Origin of the sequence: Pseudomonas lini (assembly GCF_001042905.1) — a bacterium.
GTDB classification, from domain to species: domain Bacteria; phylum Pseudomonadota; class Gammaproteobacteria; order Pseudomonadales; family Pseudomonadaceae; genus Aquipseudomonas; species Aquipseudomonas lini.
Genome location: NZ_JYLB01000009.1, coordinates 118824 through 132963, shown reverse-complemented (window position 1 = coordinate 132963; position 14140 = coordinate 118824). Strand labels below are relative to the sequence as shown.

12 protein-coding genes are annotated in these 14140 nt (G+C 59.8%); 5 read left to right on the top strand and 7 right to left on the bottom strand.

The window, feature by feature from the left end; translation table 11 throughout:
- Positions 1-65 precede the first annotated feature (65 nt).
- From TU81_RS23825 to TU81_RS23815, 3 genes are all read right to left on the bottom strand, one after another.
- Positions 66-1424 (bottom strand): erythromycin esterase family protein, encoded by a 1359-nt coding sequence (locus TU81_RS23825; RefSeq protein WP_048396803.1) that lies wholly within the window; start codon positions 1422-1424, stop codon positions 66-68.
- 93 nt (positions 1425-1517) lie between these two features.
- The gene (locus TU81_RS23820) at positions 1518-2303 is read right to left on the bottom strand and encodes a sulfite exporter TauE/SafE family protein (RefSeq protein WP_048396801.1); all 786 of its coding nucleotides are present in this window, start codon (positions 2301-2303) and stop codon (positions 1518-1520) included.
- A gap of 278 nt (positions 2304-2581) precedes the next feature.
- On the bottom strand, positions 2582-3331 hold the full coding sequence (locus tag TU81_RS23815) for a hypothetical protein (RefSeq protein ID WP_048396799.1): 750 nt from the start codon (positions 3329-3331) through the stop codon (positions 2582-2584).
- A gap of 250 nt (positions 3332-3581) precedes the next feature.
- Here TU81_RS23815 and TU81_RS23810 point away from each other — a divergent pair, with 250 nt between their 5' ends.
- The 3 genes from TU81_RS23810 to TU81_RS23800 all read left to right on the top strand — a co-directional run bounded on the left by TU81_RS23810 (position 3582) and on the right by TU81_RS23800 (position 6229).
- The gene (locus tag TU81_RS23810; protein WP_048396797.1) at positions 3582-4730 is read left to right on the top strand and encodes an aldose epimerase family protein; all 1149 of its coding nucleotides are present in this window, start codon (positions 3582-3584) and stop codon (positions 4728-4730) included.
- A 176-nt stretch (positions 4731-4906) separates the two neighbouring features.
- A complete protein-coding gene (locus tag TU81_RS23805; RefSeq protein WP_048396795.1) occupies positions 4907-5728 on the top strand; it encodes an aldo/keto reductase in 822 nt (273 codons plus the stop codon).
- 30 nt (positions 5729-5758) lie between these two features.
- Positions 5759-6229, top strand: coding sequence for a DUF1810 domain-containing protein (locus TU81_RS23800; RefSeq protein ID WP_038982373.1), 471 nt, complete (start codon positions 5759-5761; stop codon positions 6227-6229).
- On the opposite strand, the gene TU81_RS23795 is transcribed toward TU81_RS23800, so the two are convergent.
- Positions 6194-8554 carry a DNA polymerase II gene (locus TU81_RS23795; RefSeq protein WP_162232632.1) on the bottom strand — a complete coding sequence of 787 codons (2361 nt, stop codon included), beginning with the start codon at positions 8552-8554 and terminating at the stop codon, positions 6194-6196. The two genes, TU81_RS23800 and TU81_RS23795, sit on opposite strands and share 36 nt — an antisense overlap.
- 335 nt (positions 8555-8889) lie before the next feature.
- Here TU81_RS23795 and TU81_RS23790 point away from each other — a divergent pair, with 335 nt between their 5' ends.
- The gene (locus TU81_RS23790; RefSeq protein ID WP_038982372.1) at positions 8890-9330 is read left to right on the top strand and encodes a CBS domain-containing protein; all 441 of its coding nucleotides are present in this window, start codon (positions 8890-8892) and stop codon (positions 9328-9330) included.
- A gap of 128 nt (positions 9331-9458) precedes the next feature.
- On the opposite strand, the gene TU81_RS23785 is transcribed toward TU81_RS23790, so the two are convergent.
- Together TU81_RS23785 and TU81_RS23780 are read right to left on the bottom strand one after the other, a co-directional pair.
- The gene (locus TU81_RS23785) at positions 9459-10079 is read right to left on the bottom strand and encodes a glutathione S-transferase N-terminal domain-containing protein (RefSeq protein ID WP_048396793.1); all 621 of its coding nucleotides are present in this window, start codon (positions 10077-10079) and stop codon (positions 9459-9461) included.
- Between the two features lie 99 nt (positions 10080-10178).
- Positions 10179-11273, bottom strand: coding sequence for a DUF1615 domain-containing protein (locus TU81_RS23780; protein ID WP_048396790.1), 1095 nt, complete (start codon positions 11271-11273; stop codon positions 10179-10181).
- Between the two features lie 189 nt (positions 11274-11462).
- On the opposite strand from TU81_RS23780, the gene TU81_RS23775 reads away from it, so the two are divergent.
- Positions 11463-12992: an FAD-dependent oxidoreductase gene (locus tag TU81_RS23775; protein ID WP_048396788.1), complete on the top strand. Its 1530-nt coding sequence runs from the start codon at positions 11463-11465 to the stop codon at positions 12990-12992.
- 87 nt (positions 12993-13079) lie between these two features.
- On the opposite strand, the gene hemB is transcribed toward TU81_RS23775, so the two are convergent.
- Positions 13080-14054 carry a porphobilinogen synthase gene (gene hemB, locus TU81_RS23770; protein ID WP_048396786.1) on the bottom strand — a complete coding sequence of 325 codons (975 nt, stop codon included), beginning with the start codon at positions 14052-14054 and terminating at the stop codon, positions 13080-13082.
- Positions 14055-14140 lie beyond the last annotated feature (86 nt).

The following is a 14140-nucleotide window of genomic DNA, read 5'->3' as shown; positions in this document are numbered from 1 at the left end:
CACAGAAGCCAGCTCCCACAGGGATTTCTATTAACTGACTGGCATAGATACCCGTCATTTGCGGGTCATATACCGAACGGAAAGGTGTCTTCCTCGTGCTCCATGAACTCAGGCGCCGGCAATGGCGAGACCGCATGGGTTTTTTCGATCCAGACGAAAGCGTCGAACTGCTCCGCCAGCACTGCTTGAAAGTAATGGCTCTGGCGCTCGGTCCTGGGTCGATAGATGACGCCGATGGCGCGTTCAAGTAATGGCTCGGCCAGTACGTCCAGCAACTCCTCGCTCGGTGACGTCCGCCAGTCAAGCAATGCTGCGGGGACGCCGGCCTGGAGAAACAGTTGCTCCCAGCTGTCGGCCAATGCCGGGTTCACTTGTTTGACCTGCATCGGTTCGTCCCAGTCATCGGCGGCGGCGACGGTGCCGTGGTCGGTGCCCATGCCGATCAGCACCGCTTGTGAGCCGTAGGCCGTGCGGCACAACTGACCGATGTTGAACTGCCCCTCCCAACCCATTTGCGTAGCGGCAGCGTTGCCGATGTGTGAGTTATGCGCCCACACCACCGCTTTGGCGCCTGCCCCGCGATGCTCCATCAGGGTTTGCAAGGTGTCGAACATGTGCAGGTCACGCAGGTTCCACGAGGAAGTCGAGCCGCGGTACATGGCGCGGTAATACTGCTCGGCGGCCCGCACCACCCGGGCGTTCTGGGTGGCGCTGAAAAACGCCTCGTCATCGGCAGCCATCGGATCAAGCCGTTCGCCCAGCAGCACATTCAATTGCTCGACCACGGCGTCCTCGCATGTGGCCATGTTGCCACGCTCGGCGAAATGACCGTACAGCGCCGGGTCGTCATGCCACGGCGTCAGGCAGCTGTAGCGATGTCGAGCTTCTTTTGCCAGCTGCGGGTCGGTCTTATCGAGATAGCCCAGCACTTCGTCGATGGAGTGACGCATGCTGTAAACATCCAGCCCGCGAAACTCCACTCGCTGCTCCAGCGTCAGCCCGCGATTATGGTGGTGCAGCCAGCGGGTAAAAGTCTGCACGGCGGTGTTGCGCCACATCCAGGTGGGGAATCGGGCGAAGGCCTGTTTTTTCCAGGCGGAGCGCCCCAGGTCGCGGACACATCGATCGATCTGCCCAGCATCGGGCCAGTCGGCTTCGACCGCGACGATGCCGAAGCCATGCTGCTCGATCAGGCGGCGGGTGATCGCCGCTCGGGTCTGGTAGAAGTCCTGGGTGCCGTGGCTGGATTCACCGATCAGCACCACGCTGGCATCGCCAAAGCGGTCGAACAGTTCGCCGAATTCAGGTGAGTCGAGTGCAGGCAACGGCTCGGCATGTCGGCGTAGCACTTCGGCTGCATTGCCGGGAGGCTCGCCACGGGGGCGGCGGAACCGTCGCAGAAGATCGTTTACGGGGCTGTTCATGGACGTCATGACCTCATCTGAACGTGGTCATAGTTTTGACTACGTCAGCGAGAGCATGATTCCGCCAAATTCAGTGATCCATACGGTGCCGGATCAGAACGCCAGTTTGTAGCCGATCAGCACCAGCATCGTCGCCAGGCACGGACGCAGCAGTTCGTCGGAGATACGCCCGGTCAAATGGCTGCCCAGGTAAATCCCCGGCAGCGAACCGACCAGCAAGTAGCCCAAAATGTGCCAATCCATGTTGCCCATGCTCGCATGGCCCAGGCCGGCGACCAGGGTCAGGGGCACCGCGTGAGCGATTTCGGTGCCGACCAGGCGGCGAGTAGGCAGCATGGGATACAGAATGAACAGTGCGACGGTGCCCAGGGCGCCGGCGCCGATGGAGGTCAGGGCCACCATGGTGCCCAGGATCAGACCGGTGATGACGGTCAGTGCATTCAAGCGGGGACCGCTAGGGTTGTAGTGGCCGCCCGCCCGTTTGTGGGCGAAATCGAGCAAGCGTTTCTTGAAGAAAATCGCCAGTGCCGTGGCGAACAATACGAAGCCCAAGGCTTGTTTGATAACGGCGTTCATCGCGTCGGGCGAGGTCTGCAAACTGCTCAGGAACCACAGCGTCAGCGCCACCGCCGGCACACTGCCGAGCGTCAGCCAACCGGTGATTGCCCAGTCGATGTTCTTGTTCTTGCGATGAACCAGCACACCACTGGATTTGGTAATGGCCGCGTACAGCAAGTCCGTGCCCACCGCCGTAGCCGGGTTGACGCCGAACCACAACAGAATGGGGGTCATCAACGAACCGCCCCCGACGCCGGTCATGCCGACAATAAAGCCGACCACCAGACCTGCAACGACCAACCCGAAACTACCGAATTCCATTAATACGCCCAGAAAATCGCAGGGAAATAACCGGCTCGCAGCATAGCGATTTTTCTTATAACCAGTTATATCGATGCGGTCTATCGTTATGCCAACTCATTGAGGCGGAACACAATCTTCTTTCTTTCAAGCCCCCTGTGAGGCCGGCTTTTTGTGGGAGCTGGCTTGCCTGCGATGCAGACGGCTCGGTTTAACGTCGAACCGAGTTGATGCCATCGCAGGCAAGCCAGCTCCCACAAAATCTCGCTCCCACAGGGGATTTGGGTTCACTACTCAAATCACTGCACTGGCAAAAAATTCAGAAACAGCAAACTCTGGGCGTAGTTGAGGCCGATCCGTCGGTAGCGTTCGTCGAGCATCTGGGTCAGCAGGTCCAGCCGCGCGACGATTTTGCCGAACTCCACGGCAAAACTCAGGTTGCTGCCCTCCTCCGAGATTTCGTTGGAAAACAGCAACGGCTCGCCTTGCTTGTTTTGCCGCTGACTCAAGATCCAGGTGGCTTTCTCAATGTTGCGCGCGGCATTGCTGACGAAGGTCGGGTTGATCGCATCCGTCATGTAGAACTCCAGCCGATTGCCGTGGGCGGTGACCAGCATGCTGCCGATGGCATAGATGAAAGCACCGACCCGGTCGCCGAGGAATTCCGGGCTCATGGCGTAGCTCAGCGCGGCGAGGTCTTTTTTGCCACCGAGAGTGGGTAGCGGCTGTTGCTGTTCGATGGCCTTGCGCACTTGTTTTTCCGCGGTGCCGACATCAAGGAAGCCGGATTTCTTCAGCTCTTCCGGGTTGCGCAGGTAGAGCTTGTTCATCAGCAGGTAGAGGCTTTCGAGGTTGTCGCGCATCGCCAGAGTCGCCATGCGGTCGACGCTGGTCTGAAGAAACTCCTGGGGTGTGCCGTTGCGAAACTGGCTGACGATATCGTTGCCCGGCTGATGGCTGCAGCCACTGGCGAAGAGCATCGACAGGCCAATCAGCAGCCAGCTATGACGGCGAATGTGCGGGGTAAAGCGGGGTAAAACTCGAGCCATGGGTTCTTGAACTTGGGCATGGGCCGGCGGTGGGGATCGCCGCGGGCTGGCCAAGGATAGAACCGCGAAAGCCGAAAAAGTGCAGTGCCGGTGGTCCGTAAACGCGGATCACCGTGAAAGCGCCCCTAAATTAGTCATACTTTATAATTGCAACACCGCATAAATAAGCTATAAATCCTTCTTTGATCGCGTTAAAACTCGACTATTAGTATGACTACTTCTCACAAAACAACAAAAAGGAAGGTCAACCATGCTTCAATCTCGATACCTGCTCTCCGGCCTCGGACTGTCCCTGATGATCGCCACCCTCCCCGCTCATGCCGCCGGCTTGTCCAGCGAACACAAAACCTTCGGCAAAACCAATGACGGCACGCCCGTCGAGCAATACATCTTGCGCAACAGCCATGGCCTGCAAGCCACGGTCATTACCTACGGCGGGATTCTGCAGTCGCTGAAAGTGCCGGACAAAAACGGCAAGCTCGACGATGTGGTGCTGGGCTTCGACGACGTGCAGGGTTATCAAAGCGGCACCGCGTACTTCGGCGCGACCATCGGCCGCTTCGGCAATCGCCTGGCCAACGGTGCCTTCGAGCTGGACGGCAAGCACTATCAAGTGCCACTCAACGACGGCAGCAATTCACTGCACGGCGGGGCCCAGGGTTTCGACAAGCGCGTGTGGAAAGCCGAACCGAGCAAAGGCAAGGATTCGGTGGGCGTGACCCTGACGTATCTGTCGGCGAGCGGTGAAATGGGGTTCCCGGGCAACCTTAAAACCGAAGTCACCTACAGCCTCACCGAGAACAATGAGCTGCGCATCGAGTACAAGGCCAGCACTGACAAACCCACAGTGCTGAACCTGACCAACCACAGCTATTTCAACCTGGCCGGCGCGGGCAATGGCGACGTACTGAAGCAGCTTGCGACCTTGCATGCCGCCCGCTACACGCCGGTCACCGGCAAACTGATCCCCACCGGTGAACTGGCCCCGGTCGCCGGCACGCCCATGGACTTCACTCAACCGACCGCCATCGGTCAACATATCAAGGCTGATCATCCTCAATTGAAATTCGCCGAACCCAAACAAGGTGGTTTCGATTTCAACTGGGTGCTGGATGCCAAGGGGGATCTGGGCAAACTCGCCGCCGATGTCAGCGATCCGCAATCCGGGCGCCGCTTGCAGCTCTACACTACCGAGCCCGGCGTGCAGTTCTATACCAGCAACTTCCTCGATGGCACGGTCAAGGGCAAGGCGGGCAAGATCTATCCGCATTGGGGGGCGTTTACTCTGGAGACTCAGCATTATCCTGATTCGCCGAACCAGCCGAACTTCCCGTCCACAAGGCTGGATCCGGGCAAGCGCTATAGCCAGACTACGGTGTATAAGTTTTCTACCCTATAGATCAAAAGATCGCAGCCTTCGGCAGCTCCTACGGGGGGGTGGGTATACCCGTGATGTTGCGGATGGACCGACTTGGCGTAGGAGCTGCCGAAGGCTGCGATCTTTTGACCGGACGGAACCACTGGACTATTTTGCTGCCAACTGAAGTATCGATCGGGCTTCGGTGAGGAGAATTCATGCGTACTCTTGAGCTGGCCGGCATCCATGTGCCGGTCATCGGCCAAGGAACCTGGCGCATGGGAGAGGAACGCTCCCGACACACAAAGGAAGTTGCAGCGTTGCGTTTGGGCATCGAGTTGGGCATGACCCTGATCGACACCGCTGAAATGTACGCCGAAGGAGGCGCTGAAGAGGTGGTGGGTGAAGCCATCGCAGGCAGGCGCGACCAGGTTTTTCTGGTCAGCAAGGTCTACCCTCACAACGCCAGCTGCCTGGGCATCCCCCAGGCCTGCGAACGTAGCCTGCGGCGTTTGAATACCGATTACATCGATCTTTACCTGTTGCACTGGCGCGGCGAGTATCCCCTTGAGGAAACCGTCGAAGCCTTCGAACGCCTGCGTGAAAGCGGCAAGATCGACCGTTGGGGCGTGTCCAACTTCGATCTGGACGACATGGAAGAACTGGCCTCGCCGACCTGCACCACCAATCAGGTGCTGTATAACCTGGAAGAGCGCGGCATCGAATTCGATCTGCTCCCCTGGAGCCAACACCAAAGGATGCCGGTGATGGCCTATTGTCCGATCGGCCAGGGCGGGAGCATGCTGGCCAATTCGACGCTCAAGCAGATTGCCGCCCGTCACGAAGCGACACCTGCGCAGGTAGCGCTGGCATGGATTCTGCGTCAGAACGGCGTGATCGCCATCCCCAAGGCGGTCCGTCCCGAGCACGTGCAGCTCAATGCGCAAGCGGCGCAATTGCGGCTTGAGATCGGGGATCTGGAGGCGCTGGACCAAGCTTTTCGCGCGCCACAACGCAAGCAGCGGTTGGCCATGGTCTGAGCCATCGCGGTTCTGTCAGAGGGCATCGGCATGAGAAGTACCGATCAGCTCGACTCGTTCAATTTGCCACGCTTCGTCCAGGCGCAGGACCCTGTGTTCGAGTGGGTGCAGGAGGAACTGCGCGCCGGCCAGAAGCGCCGGCACTGGATGTGGTTTATCTTTCCGCAGTTTTCCGGGTTGGGCGACAGCGAGATGTCCCGCTACTTTGCCATTCGCTCCAGCGAAGAAGCCACGGCGTACCTGGAGCATCCGTTACTGGGTCCACGCTTGCGTGCCTGCACGCAATTGGTCCTGGACGTTCCTCATCAGTCGATCGCCAAGATTTTCGGTCATCCCGACAACCTCAAGTTTCACTCATCGATGACGCTGTTCGCCCAGGTTTCGCCAAAAGGCAGCCTGTTCCATCAGGCGCTGGATCAGTATTTTCATGGCATACCGGATGGCTGGACGTTGTCGCTGCTGGACTCAAAACAGGCCCAGTTGCCCCCCAATCAGCGTTGAGAAATCATCATCCACGAACGGCAGGATCGCATCCGCCACCGGTTGCAGCTGCCGGGTGACGTAATGGTCGTAGTCGATAGGCGCGCTGCGGATTTCCAGCGGCTCGGGGCCGGCGACGGTGATTACATAACTGATCCAGCCGCCATTCTGGTATTGCCGTGGACGTCCCTGCTGGTCGTTGTAGTCATCGGCGATTCGCGCAGCCCGCACATGCGGTGGCACGTTGCGCTGATAATCATCGAGGGTACGGCGCAGGCGTTTGCGATAGATCAGGCGCTCGTCGAACTCACGGGCCAATGTCTTGCGCACATAGTCACGTACGTAATCCTGATAGGGCTTGCGATTGAAGATGCGCAGGTACAACTCCTGCTGGAATTGCCGGGCCAGCGGCGACCAGTCGGTGCGCACGGTTTCCAGGCCCTTGTAGACCATTTCATCGGTGCCATCGGCGCGGGTAACCAACCCGGCATAGCGCTTCTTGCTGCCCTCCTCGGCGCCGCGAATGGTCGGCATCAGAAAGCGTTTGTAGTGAGTTTCGAACTGCAATTCCAAGGCACTTTCCAGCCCGTATTCCTGTTTCACATGCTCGCGCCACCACTGGTTGACGTGGTCCACCAGCGCGTGGCCGATCTGCGCAGCTTCGGTCTGCCCGTGAGCGCGGCGCAGCCAGACGAACGTCGAGTCGGTATCGCCATAGATCACCGCGTGGCCTTGGGCTTCGATCAACTGGCGGGTGCGCAGCATGATCTCGTGCCCACGCAAGGTGATGGAGGAGGCCAGCCGTGTATCGAAGAAGCGGCAACCGCTGGAACCGAGGACGCCGTAGAAGGCATTCATGATGATCTTCAGCGCCTGCGACAGCGGCGCGTTGTGTTCGCGCTTGGCGGTTTCACGGCCTTCGGCGACCCGGGTGATGATCGCCGGCAGGCAATGCCGGGTTCTTGAAAAACGTGCACCGCGAAAGCCCGGCACCGACTCGCTGTCGTCGGGATGCTTGAGCCCTTCGATCAAGCCCACCGGGTCGATCAGGAAGGTGCGGATGATCGACGGATAGAGACTTTTGTAGTCGAGCACCAGCACCGATTCGTACAGCCCCGGTTGCGAATCCATGACAAAACCGCCGGGGCTGGCCTCCGGTGGTTTGTTGCCCAGGTTCGGTGCAACGAAGCCCTGACGGTGCATCAACGGCATATACAGGTGAGTGAACGCCGCCACCGAGCCACCGCTGCGGTCCGCCGGCAAACCGGTAACGCTGGCGCGCTCGAGCAGGAAGGTCAGCAACTCGGTCTTGGCGAAGATCCGCGTCACCAGTTCGCAGTCCTTGAGGTTGTATTTCGCCAGGGCCGGTTTGTCCTCGGCGAACATGCGATTGATTTCGTCCATGCGCTGGTACGGGTTGTCGATCGACTTGCCCTCGCCCAACAGGGTTTGCGCGACGTTTTCCAGGCTGAACGAGGGGAAGCTCCAGGTCGCCGAACGCAGCGACTCGATGCCGTCGATGATCAACCGGCCGGCGGCCGAAGCGAAGTAATGATTGCGGCTGCCGTGCTCGCGCCACTGCATTTCTTCACCGCCACGCCCCAGTTTCAGCGGTACCGCCAAGCGGCGAGCATGTTCGTGCAGTACGCGCAGATCGAACTGCACGACGTTCCAGCCGATGATGGCGTCGGGGTCATGCCGGGCGAACCATTCATTGAGTTTTTTCAGCAGCAGGGTTCGCGAGTCGCAGTATTCGAGCTGGAAATCCACCGCGCTGTCATCGCCATTGGGCGGCCCGAGCATGTACACCTGACGCTCGCCGCAGCCTTCCAGGGCGATGGAATACAACTCGCCTTGGGCGGTGGTTTCGATGTCCAGCGAGACCAGCCTGAGGTTCGGTCGGTAGCCGGGGTCGGGTTTCATTTGCGCGTCGAGCAGCAGGCCTTCGGCACTGGGTGTGCCACCGAACAAAACGGGCGCGGTGATGAAACGCTCCATCATGTAGCGTTCCGGCGGGCGGATGTCGGCTTCGAATACATCGATACCTGATCTGCGCAGCGTGGTTTCCAGGCGCATCAATTGACCGTGCTGCTGGCAATACAGGCCAAGCACCGGGCGGTGTTCGAAGTCCAGAAGTGCCAAGGGCTTCAGCTCGACATTTTTCTCGCCGCGCAGCAGTGTTTCGGCTTGCTCGCGTTGGACTGCCGGAATGAACGCTACCGACGGTTGATGCGGAAGGCGGATGCGTCGGGGACCGGCATCGGTCGCCAGCCAGAACTCGACTTCCGTGCCGGCCGGGGTATCGCGCCAATGCCGGGTCAGGACGAAGCCCTGCTGTAAATCCACCACTGCAACCTCAACGATCTGATTCAAGGGGTAATTCTACGCGTGATCGACGGTGTGGTGAGGGGGCTTGCCCTAATGCCGGTAAGTTAAGACGCAGAACCTGTGGGAGCGTGGCTTGCCCGCGAAGAACGATAACGCGTAGTACCTGAAAAACCGCGGTGCATTCTTCGCGGGCAAGCCACGCTCCCACGGGATTTTCGTCGCTCAGGGGCGGACTTTTACAAAGAAAAATCGCTGAATGACGCTTTTTGCGCGGTATCTGCCGCTTTCTGCCTTGCTCTGTGAGCGCGTCTCTACGATTCTTCAAGAACAACGACAACACCCGAGAAACCGCCATGAAAACCGTCGCCCAACTGCTCAAGTTAAAGGCCCAACAGAATCAGGAAGTCCACACCATTGCGCCTCATCAAATGGTGCTGGAAGCGCTGATGGTGATGGCCGCAAAAAACGTCGGCGCGTTACCGGTGCTGAAAGATGGCGCGGTCGTCGGCATCATCAGCGAGCGTGACTATGCGCGCAAACTGGTGCTCAAGGGGCGCTCCTCCGTCGGCACACCGGTCAGTGACATCATGGTGGCGCCGGTGATCACCGTGGACACCCATCAAACCGTCGAAACCTGCATGGGCATCATGTCCGAAAAACGCCTGCGGCACTTGCCGGTGGTGGAAAACGGCGAGTTGATAGGCTTGCTGTCCATCGGCGACCTGGTCAAGGAAGCCATTGCCGAACAGGCTGAACTGATTCGGCAGTTGGAGCAGTACATTCGCGGCGAGTGATCCTGTGGCGAGGGGGCTTGCCCCCGTTGGGTCGCGAAGCGGCCCCAAAAGCTTTGCGACTGCTTCGCAGCCGAACGGGGGCAAGCCCCCTCGCCACAAAAGCCCCCCACATTTGTTTGGCGGTGTTCCTATGGCCAATGCCGCGCGAAAACCGGTGCCAATGCAGGGTGCCGGTCGAAGCGTTCAAGCCAGGCAGAGAACCCCGGCCGCGCGGTGCGCAAGTGCTCTCGGGTACCCGCCCACCGTGTCACCACCGCCGCCAGAATATCCAGCGCGCCCGGCGCGCCCTCGCCCAGGTACAACTTGCCGGCGAACTGATCGGCAAACACCTCCCAACTCCAGTGCAGGCGCTGGCGGGCACCGGCTATAAGGTTTTCCCTGGATGATTCGTCCGCCTCGGCCAGCCAGCGTTCGGGATAATCGATGATGCCGATGGCGGCATAGCAATTGCTGACGATGTACACCAGCCCCCGAATAACCTGATCACGCTTGAGCGGGTTTTCCGGCAGCAGGTTCGACTCCGGGAACGTCAGGCCCAGATGGATCAGGATGGCCGCACTCTCGGTCAGAACACCGCCATCGGGCAATTGCAGGGTGGGAATCTGCTTGAGCGGGTTGAGCTTCTCCAATGCCTGAACCGCCTCCGGGGACGATGAAACATCGATGAAGCGATAAGGAACCTCGCACAGTTCCAACGCGGCTTCGATGGCGGCCGCACCCGAGTTCTGGTGCCCGTAGAGCTGGTACATGACTAAATCTCCTCTGCGACTCTCTCTTTGTAGCAGTTGCCGAAGATTGCGTTCGAATTGTCAGTTAAGCGTTGGTTTTTTTGACCATTTTTGGTTCAGTCACATCCCTGCGCGCTTCATGCAGCGCTGATAACGCTCATCGACTCGCTTGGCAAACCACGCTGTGGTGAGTTTGCGGGTGATTTTCGGGCTTTGCAGGAGGATCCCCGGCAACACCGCCCGGGGTAATGGTCGGCCTTCAGCCTGTTCGGCCAGGGCGAAAACCCGCCGATAAAGCTTGGTGTCCTCGAATTCGAGACCTTTCCCCTCCTCCAATTGATCCCGAATGGTCAGGTTGCGCATGTCCAATTGCTTGCCGAGGGTGCGCACCGCCAATTCCGTGGTACCCGGCATGATCGAACCGTAGCGCACCAGATCGCCATCCAGCGCCAGCGGGATACCGGTCGCACGACTTACCGCGTTCTGAAACGCCGCATTGCGGCTGGCGTACCAACCGGCGTTGAAATCGGCGAAGCGATACAGCGGCTGCTTGTAGCTCACTGGATAACCGAGCAAATGGGCGATACCGAAATACATACCGCCGCGACGTGTGAACACTTCGCGGCGAATCGAGCCGTCCACCGGGTAGGGATAATCCCGCGCCTGCTGCTCCGCAAAATCGATGCTGACCTGCATCGGCCCACCGGTGTGCACCGGGTTGAAACCATCGAACAGCGTCCGCCCCATGGGCACCATGCCGATGAAGTCATCGAAAATCGCGCTGAGTTCTTTTTCGCTGCGCGCGGCATTCAGCCGGTCACTGTAACTTTTGCCATTGGGTGAGCTTACCTGCAAGGCACCGCTCACCAGCAGGCCGGGAATGTGGGCCTTCGCGGCGCGACGGTCGATCTCGTCCCGGGCGATCTTGCCCAGGCCCGGTACCCGCGGATCAGCCTGAAACGTTGATTCCTGCTCAGTGACCGCGAGTACCGAACACAGGTTTTGCGTGGTCGGTGGAATCTTTTGCGCGGCAAATGCTGCATAGATGTCCGTGGCCCAGCCTTGGCGGTCGACCGTCTTGGCCGGCAGCAGGCGCATGATCTCGGCCTTGACCTCGGCAGGCTTGCGGGCCGGCGGTTCCTGCGTGCGTTGGCTACCGCAACCGGCCAGGACCAACAGTGCCGCGACGCTCATGATCAATCGATTGGCTTGCATGATGCTCCATCAAAATCCGTTGAGCCGGGTTAACCATACGATCAATGGCATGGCGCAGGCTATGACTGTGACAGTCGCGGACTGTTCCCCTGCCCCCCGCTCCGTAGCGGTGGTTTTCCGTTGGGCAGCCGGGAGGCCAGTGCATCCGGGCTGAACCATACTTGATCCACATACCGAGGAGGACAGCTCATGAACCGTAGCGACGTGCTGATCATCGGCGCCGGCCCGACCGGGCTGGTACTGGCGCTGTGGCTGAGCAAACTGGGAATTCGGGTGCGCATTATCGACAAGACGTCGGAACCCGGCACCACTTCACGTGCGCTGGCAGTACAGGCGCGAACGCTTGAACTGTATCGCCAGCTCGACCTCAGCGACACCGTTGTGCAAAACGGCCATAAAGTGGCCGCGGCGAATTTCTGGGTCAAGGGCGAACCGGTTGCGCGCCTGCCGCTGAGCACCATCGGCGAAGGTCTGACGCCCTACGCGTTTCTGGAAATGTATCCGCAAGACGAGCACGAACGCCTGCTGATCGAACGCCTGGAGGCCTTCGGTATTACGGTGGAGCGCAACACTGAACTGCAAAGCTTCGAGGAAACCGGCGACGGCATCACCGCCCGGCTGCGCTTGCCCGATGGTCAGCAAGAAACCTGCCAGGCCTGTTATCTCGCCGGCTGCGACGGCGCCCGGTCGATTGTGCGCAAGACGCTGGACACTGGTTTTCCGGGCGGCACTTACCAGCAGATTTTCTACGTGGCTGATGTGCAAGCTCGCGGCCCCACGTTCAACGGTGAACTGCATGTGGACCTTGATGAAGCCGACTTCCTCGCCGTATTTCCCTTGGCTGGCGAAGGTCGCGCCCGCCTGATCGGCACGGTTCGCGACGAGCGTGCTGACCGCGCCGAAACCCTCCAGTTTGAAGACGTCAGCAGCCGGGCCATCGAGCATCTAAAGGTGCAGATCGATCAGGTGAACTGGTTCTCGACCTACCGTGTGCATCACCGGGTTGCGGATCACTTTCGCACCGGGCGCGCGTTTCTGTTGGGTGATGCCGCCCATGTCCACAGCCCGGCGGGTGGCCAGGGCATGAATACCGGGATTGGCGACGCGATCAATCTGGCCTGGAAACTCGCGGCGGTGTTGAGCGGTGGCGCCACGACCAAACTGCTCGACAGTTATGAAACCGAACGCATCGCCTTTGCCCGGCGATTGGTGGCAACTACTGACCGGGTTTTCAGTTTCGTCACGGCCGAAGGGCGAATTGCCGACTTGCTGCGCACCCGCGTGGCCCCCTTCTTGATCCCGAAAATGACATCGCTGGAAGCTGCTCGGGAATTCCTGTTTCGCACGGTGTCGCAGACCACCCTCAACTATCGCGGCATGTCGTTGAGCGAAGGCGTTGCTGGCCATGTTCACGGCGGTGATCGCCTGCCCTGGGCCCACGACGGTGAAGGGGACAATTTCGAGTCACTAAAAAATCCGAGCTGGCAGGTGCATGTGTATGGCGACACCAGCGACGAGATGATCGCCTGGTGCGCCGAGCATCACTTACCGTTGCAGGTGTTCGACTGGCGGCCGGCGTTTGAAACGGCGGGGCTGGCGCGCAACGGGTTTTACCTGCTGCGACCGGATACGTATGTGGCGATTGCCGACTACAGCGCCGATCCGAAGGTGATCGAGCGGTATTTCCGGGACCGTGAAATTCGGTCTTTCTTCGGCTGAAGATCAAAAGATCGCAGCCTTCGGCAGCTCCTACATGAAATTGAGTGCACCTGTAGGAGCTGCCGCAGGCTGCGATCTTTTGATTTTTTAGATCCCGGCCAGGGCCAGATCCATCGCGAAGTAGGTGAAGATCAAATCCGCCCCGGCCCGTTTGATCGCCCCCAGGCTCTCACGCACCACTCGGTCTTCATCGATGGCCCCGGCCTGGGCGGCGAATTTGATCATCGCGTACTCACCGCTCACCTGATACGCCGACAGCGGCAAACGCGAGGCTTCGCGGATGTCGCGGATGACATCCAGGTACGCGCCGGCCGGTTTGACCATCAGCGCGTCGGCACCTTCCTGCTCGTCCATCAGTGATTCCCGCACGGCTTCGCGGCGGTTCATCGGGTTCATCTGATAGCTTTTGCGGTCGCCCTTCAGTGCACTGCCACCGGCCTCGCGGAACGGGCCATAAAGCGCCGAAGCGAATTTGGTCGAATAGGCCATGATCGCGGTCTGGCTGAAACCCGCCTCATCGAGCGCCCGGCGAATGGCCTGGACCTGCCCGTCCATGGCCGCCGACGGTGCGATCACATCAGCGCCGGCGCGAGCGGCCGCCACGGCTTGTTTGCCGAGGTTGATCAGGGTCTGATCGTTGTCGACTTCGTGGTGGTGCAGCACGCCGCAATGGCCGTGGTCGGTGTACTCGCAGAAACAGGTGTCGGACATCACGATCATTTCCGGCACGGCGTCCTTGGCGATGCGCGACATGCGCGACACCAGGCCGTTGTCGCTCCAGGTGTCGCTGCCGCTGCTGTCCAGATGATGGGACACGCCAAACGTCATCACCGACTTGATCCCGGCCCGAGCGTAACGCTCAATCTCGCCGGCCAGCTTCGACTCGGGAATACGCATCACCCCAGGCATGCTCTTGATCGGCACGAAATCGTCGATTTCTTCCTCGACAAAAATCGGCAGCACCAGGTCGCTCAAGCTGAACTCGGTTTCCTGGAACAGGCTGCGCAGGCTCGCATTGCGGCGCAGACGGCGTGGACGTGCTTCGGGGAACTGACTGGGCATGGGGCTTCCTGAAAAACGGCGGATGAGACAAAAATCGTAGGGAGCGAAGCTTATGCCCTGCAAGGCGCGAGGCACAAACCTCAGAC

Bases quoted from the DNA above. Each gene is read 5' to 3' on its own strand.
- TU81_RS23820 (WP_048396801.1), bottom strand. From the start codon at position 2,303: ATGGAATTCGGTAGTTTCGGGTTGGTCGTTGCAGGTCTGGTGGTCGGC.
- hemB (WP_048396786.1), bottom strand. From the start codon at position 14,054: ATGCCCAGTCAGTTCCCCGAAGCACGTCCACGCCGTCTGCGCCGCAAT.
- TU81_RS23780 (WP_048396790.1), bottom strand. From the start codon at position 11,273: ATGCAAGCCAATCGATTGATCATGAGCGTCGCGGCACTGTTGGTCCTG.
- TU81_RS23775 (WP_048396788.1), top strand. From the start codon at position 11,463: ATGAACCGTAGCGACGTGCTGATCATCGGCGCCGGCCCGACCGGGCTG.
- TU81_RS23805 (WP_048396795.1), top strand. From the start codon at position 4,907: ATGCGTACTCTTGAGCTGGCCGGCATCCATGTGCCGGTCATCGGCCAA.
- TU81_RS23825 (WP_048396803.1), bottom strand. From the start codon at position 1,424: ATGAACAGCCCCGTAAACGATCTTCTGCGACGGTTCCGCCGCCCCCGT.
- TU81_RS23790 (WP_038982372.1), top strand. From the start codon at position 8,890: ATGAAAACCGTCGCCCAACTGCTCAAGTTAAAGGCCCAACAGAATCAG.
- TU81_RS23785 (WP_048396793.1), bottom strand. From the start codon at position 10,079: ATGTACCAGCTCTACGGGCACCAGAACTCGGGTGCGGCCGCCATCGAA.
- TU81_RS23810 (WP_048396797.1), top strand. From the start codon at position 3,582: ATGCTTCAATCTCGATACCTGCTCTCCGGCCTCGGACTGTCCCTGATG.
- TU81_RS23800 (WP_038982373.1), top strand. From the start codon at position 5,759: ATGAGAAGTACCGATCAGCTCGACTCGTTCAATTTGCCACGCTTCGTC.
- TU81_RS23815 (WP_048396799.1), bottom strand. From the start codon at position 3,331: ATGGCTCGAGTTTTACCCCGCTTTACCCCGCACATTCGCCGTCATAGC.